At 75.1% G+C, this 15,511-nt stretch carries 1 protein-coding gene; it reads right to left on the minus strand.

Annotation, left to right across the window (positions count from 1 at the left end; translation table 11 throughout):
* Window positions 1-10 precede the first annotated feature (10 nt).
* On the minus strand, window positions 11-15,457 hold the full coding sequence (locus tag ACWCSV_RS17300) for an SDR family NAD(P)-dependent oxidoreductase (protein ID WP_451142993.1): 15,447 nt from the start codon (window positions 15,455-15,457) through the stop codon (window positions 11-13).
* Window positions 15,458-15,511 lie beyond the last annotated feature (54 nt).

Consider the following 15,511-nt stretch of genomic DNA (forward strand, 5'->3'; position numbering starts at 1 on the left):
CTCTTCCTTCTCAGAGGGCGTCGTCGTCGCCGACGAGGTCGTCGAGCGCCAGGGTGATCAGACTCTCGGCGTCCATGGCGTCGATCGCGGGGCGGCCGGGTTCGCCGTCCGCGGAGCGCTCCCGCGCGGGCCTCAGTCCGGCGAGTTCCAGGAGGCTGTCGAGTAGTCCGGCTTCGCGGAGCCTGGCCACCGGGAGGGCAGCCAGTGCGGCGCGGACGGTGTCCTCCTCGCGCGGGCCGTCCGCGGCGGACGGCGCCAGTTCGGCGGCGAGGTGGTCGGTGAGAGCGGCCGGGCTCGGGTGGTCGAAGACGAGCGTGGCGGACAGGCGCAGCCCGGTCGCCTCGTTGAGCCGGTTGCGGAACTCGACTGCGGTCAGTGAGTCGAAGCCGAGGTCCTTGAAGGCCAACTCGGCCTCGAACTCCTCGGTCCCGAGCACCTGCCGGGCCTCGTCCCGCACCAGTTCGAGCAGGCGCGCGTTCCGCTCCTCGGGCGTGCGGGCGGCCAGGTCGCGGCGGAGCGCCACCGAGGCCGCGGACGCGGTGGTACTGCCCCGGCGGGGCGCGCGCACCAGGCCACGCAACAGCGGGGCGACGCGGCCGGGGTCCTGCGGGGTGCTGAGATCGAGGCGGGCGGGCAGCAGGACCGGCTCCTCGCGTCCCACCGCGGTGTCGAACAGGCCCAGGCCCGCCGCCGTGTCGAGGGCGAGCACGCCCCCGGAAGCCATGCGGCGCGCGTCGGCGTCGCCCAGGCGGTCGGCCATGCCTCCGCTGCCCGCCCAGGCCCCCCAGGCGAGCGAGACGGCTCGCAGCCCCAGGGAGCCCCGGTGCGCGGCGAGGGCGTCGAGGAAGGCGTTGCCCGCGGCGTAGGCGGCCTGGCCCGGACTGCCGAACAGGCCGGCCGCGGACGAGAACAGCACGAACGCGGTCAGTGGGCGGTCCTTGGTGAGTTCGTGCAGATGCCAGGCGGCGTCCAGCTTGGGCCGCAGCACCGTGTCCAGCTGCTCCGGCGTGAGGGAGGTGAGGACGGCGTCGGCGAGGACACCGGCGGTGTGCACCACCGCGGTGACGGGGTGGTCGTCGAGCACGCGGGCGAGGGCGGCGCGGTCGGAGGCGTCGCAGGCGACGAGGGTGACCCGCGCACCGAGGGTGGTCAGTTCCTCCCGCAGCGCCCCGGCGCCGGGCGCCTTGTCGCCGCCTCGGCTGAGCAGGACGAGGCTGGTGGCGCCGTGCTCGGTGACCAGGTGGCGGGCCACCTCACGGCCGAGAGCGCCGGTACCGCCGGTGATCAGTACGGTGCCCGCCCAGTCGGCCGGTACGTGCCCGTCCCGGCGTGGCGCGCGGACGAGGCGCGGTGCGCTCACCGTGCCGTCCCGGAGCACCAGTTGGGATTCGCCCGAGGCGACGGCTGAGGGCAGCAGGCGGCGGGAGGCGTCGGTGTCGTCGAGGTCGGCCAGGACGATCCGGTCGGGGTGTTCCGACTGGGCCGAGCGGATGAGGCCCCACGCGGCGGCGGCACCGGGGTCGGTGATCGCCGCGGGACCGGGTCCGGTGGCCCCACGGGTGGTGACGACCAGACCGGTGGCGGCGAACCGCTCGTCGGCCAGCCAGTCCTGGACCACGGCGAGCAACCGCCGGACACCGGAACGGATCTCGTCGGGGTTCCGTCCGCCGGGGTGCGGGACGACCAGGGTGTCGGGGGCCAGTGCGGCGGCCTCGGGCAGTCCGGTGACGACCGTGACCGCGGCGATCTCCCCGCCGAGCGCGGTGGCCAGCTCCTCGTGGCCGGAGCCGAGCACGGCCCACCGGCCGGCCCGTGCGGCGGTGGGAACCGTGACGGGCACCCAGTCGAGGGCGAAGAGGTCCTCGTGTCCGCCGCCGGCTACCGCCGCGATCCTGGCGGGGTCGACCTCCCGCAGCGCCAGCGACGCGACCCGGGCCACGGGCCGGCCGCCGGAGTCGGCGGCGTCGATGCGTACGGCGCCGGAGTCCAGCGGTGCGATCCGCACGCGCAGGGCAATCGCGCCCTCGGCGTGCAGTTCGACGCCGCTCCAGGCGAACGGCAACGCCATGCGTGCAGGTGCCCCGGCGCGCAGTCCGATCGCGTGCAGTGCGGAGTCGAGCAACGCCGGATGCAGTCCGAAGGGGGCGCCCTCGGCCTCGACGGCGACCTCGGCGTACACCTCGTCACCGAGGCGCCAGGCGGCGCGCAGTCCCCGGAAGCGAGGTCCGTACTCGGCTCCCAGTGCGCCGAGCCGGTCGTAGACGCCGTCCAGGTCCACTGCTTCGGCGCCGGCCGGCGGCCAGGACGTCAGGTCGTGTGCGGGTGTCAAATCCGCTGGGCGCAGCACACCGGTGGCGTGGGCGGTCCACGGGTCGTCGTCGGCCGCCGCGTACACGGTGAAGTCCCGGGCGCCGGTGGCGTCCGGCTCCCCGGCGGTGGCCTGGAGGCGGATGCTGCCCCGCTCGGGCAGCACCAGCGGTTCGGAGACGGTCAGTTCCTCCACCACGGGGCAGTCCAGCCGGGCCCCCGCGGCGAGGGCCATCTCGACGAAGGCCGTGCCCGGCAGCAGCGCTACGCCGCCGACGCGGTGGTCGGCCAGCCACGGCTGGGCGGAGAGCGAGAGCCGGCCGGTGTGCAGGGCCGCGTCGGCGTCGGCGCGCTCGACGGCGGCACCCAGCAGCGGGTGGCCGCCTGCTGCCCCGGGCTGCCCCGTGTCGCCGGTCATCCAGTACCGGTCCCGCTGGAACGCGTAGGTGGGCAGGTCCGAGCCGTCGCGGTGGGGCAGCAGGTCCGTCCAGTCGACGGTGACGCCGTGCACGTGCAGCGTGGCGAGCCCGGTGACCAGGGCCTCGGTCTCCTCGCGGTCCTTGCGGTGGAGGGCGACGACGGCGGCCGTGTCCTCGGGCAGGCAGTCACCGGCGGCCGCGGTGAGCGCGCTGCCGGGGCCGACCTCGGCGAAGTGGCGGGCCCCCGCGTCGTGCAGGGCGGACACGGCATCGGCGAAACGGACAGCCTCACGGGCGTGCCGTACCCAGTAGTCGGGGGTGGACAGTTCGTCGGCGGCTGCGGGGGCGCCGGTGAGGGTGGACACCAGCGGGACGCGCAGCGACCCGTACGACAGCGACTCGGCGACCTCGCGGAACTTCCCGAGCATCGGTTCCATCAGGGCTGAGTGGAAGGCGTGGCTGACGGCCAGTTCCTTGCTCCGCCCGAAACGGGCGGCGAGCGCGCGGGCCGGGCCGGCGGGGCCGGAGATCACCACGGACGTGGGTCCGTTGACGGCGGCGAGGCCGACCCCCGCGCCGAGCAGCGGCGTGACCTCGTCCTCCGCCGCGCGTACGGCGATCATGGCGCCGCCGTCGGGGAGCGCCTGCATCAGCCTTCCCCGGGCGGCGACGAGCCGGCACGCGTCCCGCAGGCCGAGGACGCCCGCCACGTGGGCGGCGGCGATCTCGCCGACGGAGTGCCCGGCGAGCAGGTCCGGCCTGATGCCGAACGACTCCAGCAGCCGGAACAGGGCCACCTCGAAGGCGAACAGGGCGGGCTGGGTGTATTCGGTGCGCTCCAGCAGTCCCGCGGAATCGAGGACGTCGCCGAGCGGCCGGTCCAGCAGCGGGTCCAGATGGGCGCGGACCTCGTCGTGGGCGGTGGCGAAGGCGGGGAACGCGGCGCCGAGCCGGGTTCCCATGCCGGGCAGTTGGGAGCCCTGACCGGAGAAGAGCAGAGCGAGCTTGCCGTCGGTCGCCGGGCCGGCCGCGCCGGTGGGGGGTGTGCGTCCCTCGGCCAGCGCCCGCAGTCCGGCGGTCAGTTCCTGGGGGGTGTGTCCGACGACGGCGGCGCGGTGGCCGAGTGCGGTACGGGCGTGGGCGAGTGCGCCGGCGGTCCGGCGCGGGTCGGTGTCCGGCCGGTCGGCCAGGTGGTCCAGCAGACGGCCGGCCTGGGCCCGCAGTGCCTGGGGCGTGCTGCCGGACAGCAGCCATGGCACGGCGTCCACCGCGGGGACCGCGGACGGCGCGGCGTCGGCCGCCGGTGGGGCCGGCGGCGCCTCCACGATCACATGGGCGTTGGTGCCGGAGATGCCGAAGGAGGAGATGCCCGCCCGGCGCGGACGGCCTGGGTCCGGCCACGGCCGGGACTCGGTCAGCGGGCGGACGTTGCCGCCCTCCCACTCCACGTGACGGGACGGGGTGTCGATGCCGAGGCTGGCCGGAAGGGTCTCGTGGTGGATCGCCTGGACCATCTTGATGACACCGGCGACACCGGCGGCAGCCTGCGTGTGGCCCAGGTTCGACTTGACCGAGCCGAGCCAGAGCGGGCGTTCCTCGGTGTGCTCCGCACCGTAGGTGGCGATCAGCGCCTGGGCCTCGATGGGGTCGCCGAGGGTGGTGCCGGTGCCGTGTGCCTCGACCACGTCGACGTCGGCCGCCCCCACGCCCGCCGCCTCCAGGGCGCGGCGGATGACGCGCTGCTGCGCTGGGCCGTTGGGGGCGGTGATGCCGTTGGAGGCGCCGTCCTGGTTGACGGCGGTGCCGCGGAGCACGGCGAGGATCGTCCGGCCGTTGCGGCGAGCGTCGCTGAGCCGCTCCAGCAGCAGCACGCCGGCTCCCTCGCCGAAGCCGGTTCCGTCGGCGGCGTCGGCGAAGGGGCGGCAGCGGCCGTCGGTGGAGAGGCCGCGGTGCCGGCTGAACTCCACGAAGGTGCCGGGGGTGGCCATGACGGTGACTCCCCCGGCCAGGGCGAGGGAGCAGTCGCCCTGGCGGAGCGCCTGGGCGGCCAGGTGCAGGGCCACCAGTGAGGAGGAGCAGGCGGTGTCGACGGAGAGGGTCGGCCCCTCGAGGCCCAGGGTGTAGGCGACGCGGCCGGAGACGACGCTGCCGGAGCCGAAGCTGCCGAAGTAGTCGTGGTACATGACGCCCGCGAAGACGCCGGTGTCCGAGCCGCGCAGGGTGGCCGGGTCGATCGAGGCCCGCTCCAGGGCCTCCCAGGAGGTCTCCAGCAGCAGCCGCTGCTGGGGATCGGTGACGAGGGCCTCTTCCTCGTCCATGCCGAAGAAGGCCGGGTCGAAGTCGGCCGCGTCGTACAGGAAGGCGCCGTGCCGGGTGTAGCTGGTGCCGGGCCTGTCCAGGGTGGGGTCGTGGAGGGTCTCGACGTCCCAGCCGCGGTCCGCGGGGAACTCCCCCACGGCGTCGCGGCCTTCGGCAACGAGGCGCCACAACTCCTCGGGGGAGGAGACGTCGCCGGGGAAGCGGCATCCCATGCCGACGATGGCGATGGGCTCGTCGGCGGAGGCGCGTACGGCGGTGGCGGGCGCGGCCCGGTCGAGGGCCCCGGTCAGTTCACCCAGCAGGTACCGGGCGAGTCCGGCCGGGGTGGGGTGGTCGAAGACCAGGGTGGCGGGCAGCCGCAGTCCGGTCGTCGCCGCGAGTCCGTTGCGCAGTTCGACCGCCGCGAGCGAGTCGAAGCCCAGCTCCCGGAAGGGCAGCGTCCGGCTGACGTCCTGGGCGGAGCGGTAACCGAGGATGGTGGCGACCCGGCTCTGCACGAGTTCGGTGAGGAACGGCTCCCGCTCCGGCTCCAGCAGCCCGGCGAGCCGGTCGCGCAGCGAGTCGGCTCCGCCGGTGGCCGCGTGGCCGGCGGTCGCACGGCGTACGGGCACCAGGCCGCGGAAGAGCGGGGCCAGGGAGTCCGCCTGGCCGCGCAGCGCCGCGGTGTCCAGCCGCACCGGGAGGACGACGGGGTCGGTGCCGCGCAGGGCGGCGTCGAACAGGGCGAGCCCTTCCTCGGTCGGCAGCGGGGCGACTCCGCCGCGGGCGATGCGCGCCCGGTCGGTCTCGTCGAGCGTGCCGGTCATGCCGCTCGCCTGGGCCCACAGGCCCCAGGCCAGGGAGTGCGCGGGCAGGCCGAGCGTGCGGCGGTGGGCGGCGAGGGCGTCCAGGTAGGCGTTGGCGGCGGCGTAGTTGCCCTGGCCCGGGGAGCCGAGGGTGGCGGCGGAGGAGGAGAAGAGCACGAACGCCGACAGGCCGAGGTCCGCGGTGAGTTCGTGCAGGTTCCAGGCGGCGTCGACCTTGGGCCGGAAGACCGCGTCGACGTGTTCGGGGGTGAGGGAGGCGAGCACGCCGTCGGCCAGGACCCCGGCCGCGTGGATCACGGCGGTCAGTGGACGGTCGGCGGGCAGACCGGCCAGCACCGCGGCGAGGGCGTCGCGGTCTGCGGCATCGCAGGCGACGCCGGTGACCTCGGCTCCCAGCTCGGTCAACTCGCTGATCAGGCCGTCGTCGGCACCGCTCCGGCTGAGCAGCAGCAGGTGGCGTGCGCCGAGGCGGCCGGCCAGATGGCGGGCGATGATCCCGCCGAGGGCACCGGTCGCGCCGGTCAGCAGGACGGTGCCGGAGCCGAGGCCGGGGCCGCCTCCGGAGGTTCCGGCGTCCGGGGCCGAGGTTTCGTCGGTGCCCGGGACACGGGCCAGGCGCGGCACGTACCAGGTGCCGTCGCGCAGTGCGAGGTGCGGTTCGCCGCTCGCCAGGGCCTCGGCGAGACGGTCCGGGCCGGGGTCCGTGCCGCTCTCGACCAGCACGATGCGGCCGGGGTTCTCGGACTGGGCCGAGCGGACCAGTCCGCCGACCGCAGCGCCGGCCGGGTCGGTCCCGGTGACGACGACGAGGGTGCCGTCGCCGTCCTGTTCGTCGGCGAGACGGTCTCGCAGCCCGTCCAGGACGGTGGTGACGGTCGCGCGCGTCTCCAGGGCGCCGGTGCCCGCCCCGGCGCGCAGCACCTCTCCGCCCCACGGTGTGCCCTCGGCCCCCGCCGGGGCGGGTGCGGGGACCCAGTCGACGCGGTGGAGCGCGCCGGACCGTGCGGACCGGGCGGCCGCGTCCACCACGTCGGTGCGCAGCGGGCGCAGGGTGAGGGAGTCGACCGTGGCGACGGGGGATCCGGCCGGGTCGGCCAGTGTCAGGGCGACGGTGCCCTCACCGGTGGCGCGGACCTTCACGCGCAGCGCGGTGGCTCCGGTGGCGTGCAGCCGTACCCCGGACCAGACGAACGGCAGCAGGGCCTGGTCGCCGGCGGCGTCGGTGAGGCCGACGGTGTGCAGGACGGCGTCGGAGAGGGCCGGGTGCAGTCCGAAGCCGTCGACGGGTGCCTCGGTGGCCACCTCGGCGTACACGGTGTCCTCAGTGCGCCAGGCGGCGCGCAGCCCCTGGAACAGCGGGCCGTAGCCGAGTCCGAGGGCGGCGAGTTCGTCGTACAGCCCGTCGAGGGGAACCGGTTCGGCGTCACGCGGCGGCCAGGAGGTGAGTGGTTCGACGACGGCCGGGAGGGTGCCGGTCGGAGCGAGCAGGCCGTCGGCGTGCCGCGTCCAGGGGAGTTCCTCGTCGGTGCTCTCGGGACGGGACCAGAGGCTCAGCGGGCGGGTCTGCCCGTCGGAGGGGCCGACAACGGCCTGGAGCTGGACGGCTCCGTGATGGGGCAGGACCAGCGGGGCGTGGAGTGTGAGTTCGACCAGGTCGCCGGAGCCGACCTGGTCGCCCGCGCGCAGGGCGAGTTCGAGGTGTCCGGTGCCGGGGAACACCAGCCGGTCCCCGACACGGTGGTCGTTCAGCCAGGGGTGTGTGCCCGCCGAGAGCCGGCCGGTGAGGACGGTCTCCTCGCTGCCGGCCCGTGCGATGGCGGCACCGAGCAGGGAGTGGTCGGTGGCCGCGAGGCCGGCGGACGTGACGTCGGCTCCGGTGGCGGTGCTGTCGAGCCAGTACCACTCACGCTGGAAGGCGTACGCGGGCAGGGGGACGAGGCGGGTGCGGCGGCCCTCCGCGACCTTGGTCCAGTCGATGACCGCGCCGTGGGTGAAGGCCTCGCCCAGGCCGGCGAGCAGCCGGTCGCGGCCGCCCTCGTCGCGTCGCAGCGAGCCGACGGCCGCGACCGCGTCGTCCGTCTCCTGGATTCCGACGGTCAGCACCGGATGAGGGCTGCACTCCACGAACAGGGTGTGGCCTCCGGCGACGGCGCCGCGTACGGCCTGTTCGAAGAGCACCGTGCTGCGGAGGTTGGTGTACCAGTATTCGGCGCCGAGTTCGGCGGTGTCGATCGGGGCACCGGTGACGGTGGAGTAGAAGGGCACGTCGGTGCTGCGCGGCTCGATGCCGGCGAGGTCCTGGGCGAGGCGTTCGCGCAGGGACTCGACGTGGACGCTGTGGGAGGCGTAGTCGACGGGCAGCCGTTTGGCGCGGACCTTCTCGGCGCGCAGCCGTACGAGGAGTTCGTCGAGGGCGTCGGAGTCCCCGGCGACGACGGTGGAGGCGGTGCCGTTGACCGCGGCGACCGAGAGCCGTCCGTTCCAGGCCGTGAGCCTGCCGCGGACCGCTTCGGCGCCCTCGCCCACGGACATCATGCCGCCGGAGCCGGACAGCAGCTCGGCGATGGCCCGGGAGCGCAGTGCCACCACGCGCGCGCCGTCCGCCAGGGAGAGCGCGCCGACGGCGCAGGCGGCGGCGATCTCGCCCTGGGAGTGGCCGATGACGGCGGCCGGGGTGACGCCGTAGCCGCTCCAGGTCTGCGCCAGGGACACCATCACCGCCCACAGCAGGGGCTGGACGATGTCGACCCGGTCGAGACCGCCGCGCAGTTCGGTGGCGAAGTCCCAGTCGGTCCAGGGCTCCAGGGCGGCGGCGCACTCGGCCATGCGGGCCGCGAACACCGGTGATTCGTCGAGGAGTTCCGTAGCCATGCCGGACCACTGCGAGCCCTGGCCGGGGAAGACGAAGACGGGGCGGGCCCGTCCGGCGGCGGTGCCCACGGCGAGGTTGCGCGCGGTGCCGCCGTCGGCCAGTGCGGCGAGCGCGGCGCGCAGTCCGGCGGGGTCGGTGCCGGTGACCGCGGCACGGTGCGTGAAGTGGGCGCGGCCGGTCGCCAGCGACCAGCCGACGTCTCGGGGGTCGAGCCCGGGGTGCGTGTCGAGGTGGCCGAGCAGCGCGGCGGCCTGTCCGGCGAGCGCGGCGGGCGACTTCGCCGTGAGCAGCCACGGGACGGCCTGTCCCGGGGCGCCGGGACGGGACGCCGCGGTGGGCTCCTGCGCCGCCGGGGCCTGTTCGAGGATGACGTGGGCGTTGGTACCGCTGATCCCGAAGGAGGACACCCCGGCCCGGCGTGGCCGGCCGGCCTCGGGCCAGGTCCGCTCCTCGGTGAGCAGGCGCACCTGCCCCGCCTCCCAGTCGACCTTGCCCGACGGCTCGTCCACGTGCAGGGTCCTGGGCAGGCTGCCGTTGCGCATCGCCATGACCATCTTGATCACGCCGGCGACGCCGGCCGCGGCCTGGGTGTGCCCGATGTTGGACTTGACCGAGCCCAGCCAGAGCGGCCGGTCCTCGGGCCTGTCCTGACCGTAGGTGGCCAGCAGCGCCTGTGCCTCGATCGGGTCGCCGAGGGTCGTACCGGTGCCGTGCGCCTCGACCACGTCGACGTCGGCGGTGGTGAGGCGGGCGTTCTCCAGTGCCTGGAGGATGACGCGTTCCTGGGAGGGGCCGTTGGGCGCGGTCAGACCGTTGGAGGCACCGTCCTGGTTGACCGCGGTGCCGCGGACGACGGCGAGGACCGGGTGGCCGTTGCGGCGGGCGTCCGAGAGGCGTTCCACCACCAGGACGCCGACGCCTTCGCCCCACACGGTTCCGGCGGCCGCGTCGGCGAACGCGCGGGTACGGGCGTCGGGAGCGAGGGCGCCCTGCCGGCTGAACTCGATGAAGGTCTCCGGGGTCGCCATGACGGCGACGCCGCCGACCAGAGCGAGGGAGGACTCGCCCTGCCGCAGCGACTGCCCGGCCAGGTGCAGCGCCACCAGCGAGGAGGAGCAGGCGGTGTCGACGGACAGCGAGGGTCCCTCCAGGCCGAGGGTGTAGGCGACCCTGCCGGAGATGATGCTGCCGGAGCCGAAGCTCCCGAAGTAGTCGTGGTACTGCACACCCGCGAACACACCGGTCGGGCTGCCCTTGAGAGAGTGCGGGTTGATGCCGGCGTGCTCCAGCGCCTCCCAGGATGCCTCCAGCAGCAGCCGCTGCTGGGGGTCGGTGACGAGCGCCTCCTTGGGACTGATGCCGAAGAACGCGGCGTCGAACGCGCCCGCGTCGTGGAGGAAGCCGCCCTCGCCGACGTACGAGGTGTCGGGGCGCTGCCGGGTGGGGTCGACGACACGGTCGATGTCCCAGCCGCGGTTGGCGGGGAACGGGGCGATGGCGTCCGTGCCGTCGGCGACCAGCTCCCACAGGTCCTGCGGCGTGCGGACGTCGCCCGGGTAGCGGCAGGCCATGCCGATGATCGCCAGCGGCTCGTCGACGCGGCCCCGTCCCCCGCGCCGGGTGCGGCGCGGGAAGCCGGCGGCCCCGTCGACCAGGGTGCCCAGGTGCGTGGCGAGCGCCTCCGGCGAGGGGTGGTCGAAGACGAGGGTGGCGGGCAGCCGCTGTCCCGTCGCGGCGGACAGGGAGTTGCGCAGTTCGATCGCGGCGAGGGAGTCGAAGCCGAGGTCCTTGAAGGCCCGGTCGGTCTCCACGGTGTCCGGTCCGGCGTGTCCGAGGACGGCGGCCACGTGGGAGCGGACGGTGGCCAGCAGGGCTTCGGCCCGCTCCGTCCCCCCGAGGGAGGCCATGTGTCCGGCGAATCCGGAGCCGGTTTCCCCGGTGGCGGCCTCCCGGCGGACCGGGCGCCCGGCCAGGGCACGGAGGACGGGGGCGAGTTCGCCGCCCTGGGCGCGGAGCGCGGACAGGTCGAGGCGTACGGGGGCCACCGCGGGGCGGCCGGTGCCCAGCGCCCGGTCGAACAGGGCGGTGCCCTCCTCGGCGGACAGCGGGACCATGCCGCCGCGTGACATGCGGGCCAGGTTGGCCTCATCCAGGGCGCCGGTCATGCCGCCGGTCGGGGCCCAAGGCCCCCAGGCCAGGGCGAGGGCGGGCATACCGTTCGCGCCGCGGTGGGCGGCGAGCGCGTCGAGGCAGGCGTTGGCGGCGGCGTAGTTGCCCTGGCCGGGGGCGCCGACAGTGCCGGCCACGGAGGAGAACAGCACGAAGGCCGACAGGTCGTGATCACGGGTCAGTTCGTGCAGATGGAGGGCGGCGAGGGCCTTGGGGGCGAGCACGGCGTCGAGACGTTCCGGCGTCAGCGAGGCCACCACGCCGTCGTCCAGGACACCCGCGGCGTGGACGACGGCGGTGAGCGGACGGTCCTGTCCGAGCCCTTCGAGCAGCGCGGAGAGGGCCTCGCGGTCGGCGACGTCGCAGGCGTGCACGGAGGCGCTCGCGCCGAGGGCGGCGAGTTCGGCCGCGAGACCGTCGGCCCGGCCGCCGCGGCTGACCAGGGCGAGATGGCGCGCACCGTGGGCGGTGACCAGATGCCGGGCGAGTACGGGCCCGAGTCCGCCGGTGGCACCGGTCAGCAGTACGGTGCCCTCGGGGTCGAGGGCCGGGGCCGCGGCTGCTTCGAACGGCTCTGCGGGTACCAGCCGGGCCGCGCGGGCGGTGCCCGAGCGGACGGCGACCTGCGGTTCGCCGGTGGCGAGGACCCCGGGCAGCAGAGTGCCGGGGTCGGCGCCGGACTCGAGATCGAGCAGGACGCACCGGCCGGGGTTCTCCGACTGCGCGGAGCGCGCCAGGCCCCACACCGCCGCGCCGGCCAGGTCGGGCACGTCCTCACCGGCGGTGGAGACGGCGCCCCGTGTGACGAGGGCCAGCGGCCGGTCGTCGTCGTCCTGGAGGGCTGCGAGCGCCATGTGCAGCGCGGCGCGTACCGTGCCGGCGTCCGCGCCGGACGGGACCTCCAGCAGGCGGTGGCCGGCGGCGGGGGCGTCGGGGTCGAGCGCCAGCGGCTGCCAGTCGAGGACGAACAGAGCCTCGCCCGCGGTGTCCTGTTTGGCGCTCAGCCGCTTCAGTGGACGGGAGGCCAGGGAGTCGACGGTGGCGACGGGGGCTCCGGTGGCGTCGGCCAGGTCGACGGCGAAGGTGTGGTCGCCGGCGGTTGTCATCCGGGCCCGCAGGACCGAGGCGCCGACGGCGTGCAGGGTGACACCGGCGAACATGAAGGGCAGCCGGGCGGTGTCGTCGCCGGAGCCGTCGCCGAGCAGGGCCAGGGAGTGCAGGGCGGCGTCGAAGGCCGCGGGGTGGAGGCCGAAGCGGGGGGCGTCCGCCGCCGGACGCTCCGGAAGGCGCACCTCGGCGTAGACCGTGTCGTCCTCACGCCAGGCGGCGGTCAGGGCGCGGAAGGCGGGCCCGTAGTCCAGTCCCGCGGCCGCGTGCCGCTCGTACAGGCCGGTGAGGTCGAGCTCCTCGGCGTCCTGCGGCGGCCATACGTCCAGCCGGGCCCCGGGGGGCGCGGTGCCGTCGGCGACCAGACCGGAGGCGTGCAGGGTCCACGGCTCGTCGACGGGGGTGTTCTCGGCGCGCGCGTAGATCTGGACCGTGCGTGCTCCGTCCGGGTCCGGGGTGCTCACGGCGACCTGGACCCGGACGCCGTCGGCGGCCGGCAGCACCAGGGGTACCTCCAGGGCCAGTTCCTCCAGCCGGCCGCAGCCGACCTGGTCGCCGGCGCGGATCGCGAGTTCCACCATCGCGGTGCCGGGGACCACGACGGACCCGCCGACGACGTGGTCGGCGAGCCAGGGGTGGGTCCGCACCGACAGCCGGCCGGTCAGGACTGCCCCGTTGGAGTCGGCGAGCACGGTGGCCGCGCCGAGCAGCGGGTGGTCGGCGGAGTCCAGTCCCGCGGAACCGACGTCGCCGGCCGGGGCGGCCGTCTCGGGCCAGAACCGCTCGCGCTGGAATGCCGTGGTGGGCAGGTCGACGGTACGGGCCCCGGTGAACAGCTCCTCCCAGCGCGGACCGGCGCCGCCGGTGTGCAGCTGGGCGAGGGCGGTGAACAGGGTCTCGGTCTCGTCCCGGCCGCGACGGGTGGCGGCGGCCAGAACGGTGTCACCCCCGGCCTCGTCGTCGACGGCCAGGCACTCGCGGGCCATGGCGGTCAGTACCGCGTCGGGGCCGATCTCCAGGAACCGGGTGACGCCCTCCGCGGCGAGGGTGCGTATCCCGTCGTGGAAGCGGACGGCCTCGCGCACGTGCCGTACCCAGTAGTCGGGGGTGCCGATGTCCTGGGTCGCGAGCCGGCCGGTGACGTTGGAGACCACGGGGACGGTTGCCCGGTGGAAGGTCAGGGAGGACACCACGGACCGGAACTCGGCCAGCATGGGTTCCATCAGCGGGGAGTGGAAGGCGTGCGACACCTTCAGCCGGCGGCTCTTCCCGAAGTGCGCGGCGACCGCCTCGGCCTCGGCCGCGTCCCCCGAGACGACGACGGAGTCCGGCCCGTTGACGGCGGCCACGCCGACCCCGCCGGTGAGCAGGGGGCGTACGGCTTCCTCGGTGGCGCGCAGGGCGATCATGGCGCCGCCCTCGGGGAGTGCCTGCATGAGCCGGCCGCGCGCGACCACCAGCGTCACGGCGTCCGCGAGGTCCAGTACCCCCGCGACGTGGGCGGCGGCGATCTCACCGATCGAGTGGCCTGCGAGGTAGTCGGGGGCGAGGCCCCACGACTCGACCAGCCGGTACAGCGCCACCTCGAAGGCGAACAGCGCGGTCTGGGTGCGGGCCGTGCGGTTCAGCGGCGCTGGGTCGTCACCGAGGACCAGCTCGCGCAGCTCACCGTCGCCGGACAGCTCGCAGATCTCGTCGAACACGCGGGAGAAGACCGGGAAGTGGGCGTGCAGGTCACGCCCCATGCCGGGCCGCTGAGAGCCCTGGCCGGTGAAGAGGAAGGCGGTCTGGCCCCTGCGGACGCGGCCGAGCGCGGTGGCACGGCCGCCCTCCGCGAGGCGGGTCACGGCGTCGAGCAGCGTATCGCGGTCGGTACCGAGGACCACGGCCCGGTACGGGTGGGCCGTGCGGGTGACGGCCAGCGAGTGCGCCACGTCCACGGGGTGGGCCTCGGTGACGGCCGAGGCCAGCAGGGCGGCCTGCTCGCGCAGGGCTCGCTCGCTGCGGCCGGAGAGCACCCACGGCACCAGCGGCGGCGCGGTGCGCGGCGCGGGGTCCTCGGCGGGTTCGTCGGAGGGTGCCTCTTCCAGAATGGTGTGGGCGTTGGTCCCGCTGGCACCGAAGGAGGAGACCGCGGCCCGTCGCGGGCGCCCAGGGTCGCTCCAGGGGCGGTTGGCGGTGAGCAGGCGGACGTTGCCCTGGCTCCAGTCGACCTTGTCGGACGGCTCCTCGGCGTGCAGGCTCCGCGGCAGCACACCGTGCCGCATCGCCATGACGACCTTGATGATTCCGGCGACGCCTGCGGCGGCCTGGGTGTGGCCGATGTTGGACTTCACCGAGCCCAGCCACAGCGGTGAGTCCTCGGGGCGGTCCTGCCCGTAGGTGGCGAGCAGGGCCTGTGCCTCGATGGGGTCGCCGAGCGTGGTCCCGGTACCGTGCGCCTCCACCAGGTCGACGTCGGCCGGGGTGAGCTGCGCGCCGGCCAGCGCGGCGCGCACGACCCGCTGCTGGGAGGGGCCGTTGGGGGCGGTCAGGCCGTTGGAGGCACCGTCCTGGTTGACGGCCGAGCCCCGGACGACGGCGAGGACCTCGTGGCCGTTGCGGCGGGCGTCGCTCAGCCGTTCCAGCAGCAGCATGCCGGCGCCCTCGCCCCAGCCGGTTCCGTCGGCCGAGTCCGCGAAGGACTTGCAGCGGCCGTCCGGGGCGAGGCCCCGCTGGCGGCTGAAGGCGACGAACGAGTTGGGGGTGGACATGACCGTGGCACCGCCCGCCAGAGCGAGGGTGCACTCCTTGCCCCGGAGGGCCTGTACGGCAAGGTGCACCGCCACGAGCGCCGACGAGCAGGCGGTGTCGACGGTGACGGCCGGCCCCTCCAGCCCGAGGGTGTAGGAGATCCGGCCGGAGATCACGGCAGCCAGGGCACCGGTGCCGAGCGCCGCCTCGGAGTCCCGCGGCATCCGCGCCAGCAGGTCCCGGTAGTCCTGGCCGTTGGTCCCGGCGAACACCCCGACCCGGGCGCCGTGCACCGAGTCGGGAGCGATCCGTGCGCGTTCCAGCGCCTCCCACGACACCTCCAGCAGCAGGCGCTGCTGGGGGTCCATCGTCAGGGCTTCCCGCGGACTGATGCCGAAGAAGTCCGGCTCGAACCCCGCGGCGTCGCGCAGGAATCCGCCGCGTGTGGAGTACGTCTTCCCCGTCGCGTCCGGGTCCGGGTCGTACAGCGCGTCGATGTCCCAGCCGCGGTCCCCGGGGAAGTCCCCGATGGCGTCGGTGCCCTCGACGACCAGCTGCCAGAACTCCTCGGGGGTGTTGACCCCCCCGGGGAAGCGGCAGCTCATTCCGACGATGGCGATGGGTTCCCGGTCCTGGGTCTCCGCCTCACGCAGCCGCTGACGGGTCTGGTGCAGATCGGCGGAGACCCGCTTGAGGTAGGAGAGCAGCTTTTCGTCGTTGGTCATCGGGTCTCGCCACTCCTGTGCGAAGAGGTGGGCTGCGGGTGGGCCGGGGTGTCG

This window comes from Streptomyces sp. NPDC001770 (assembly GCF_053596135.1).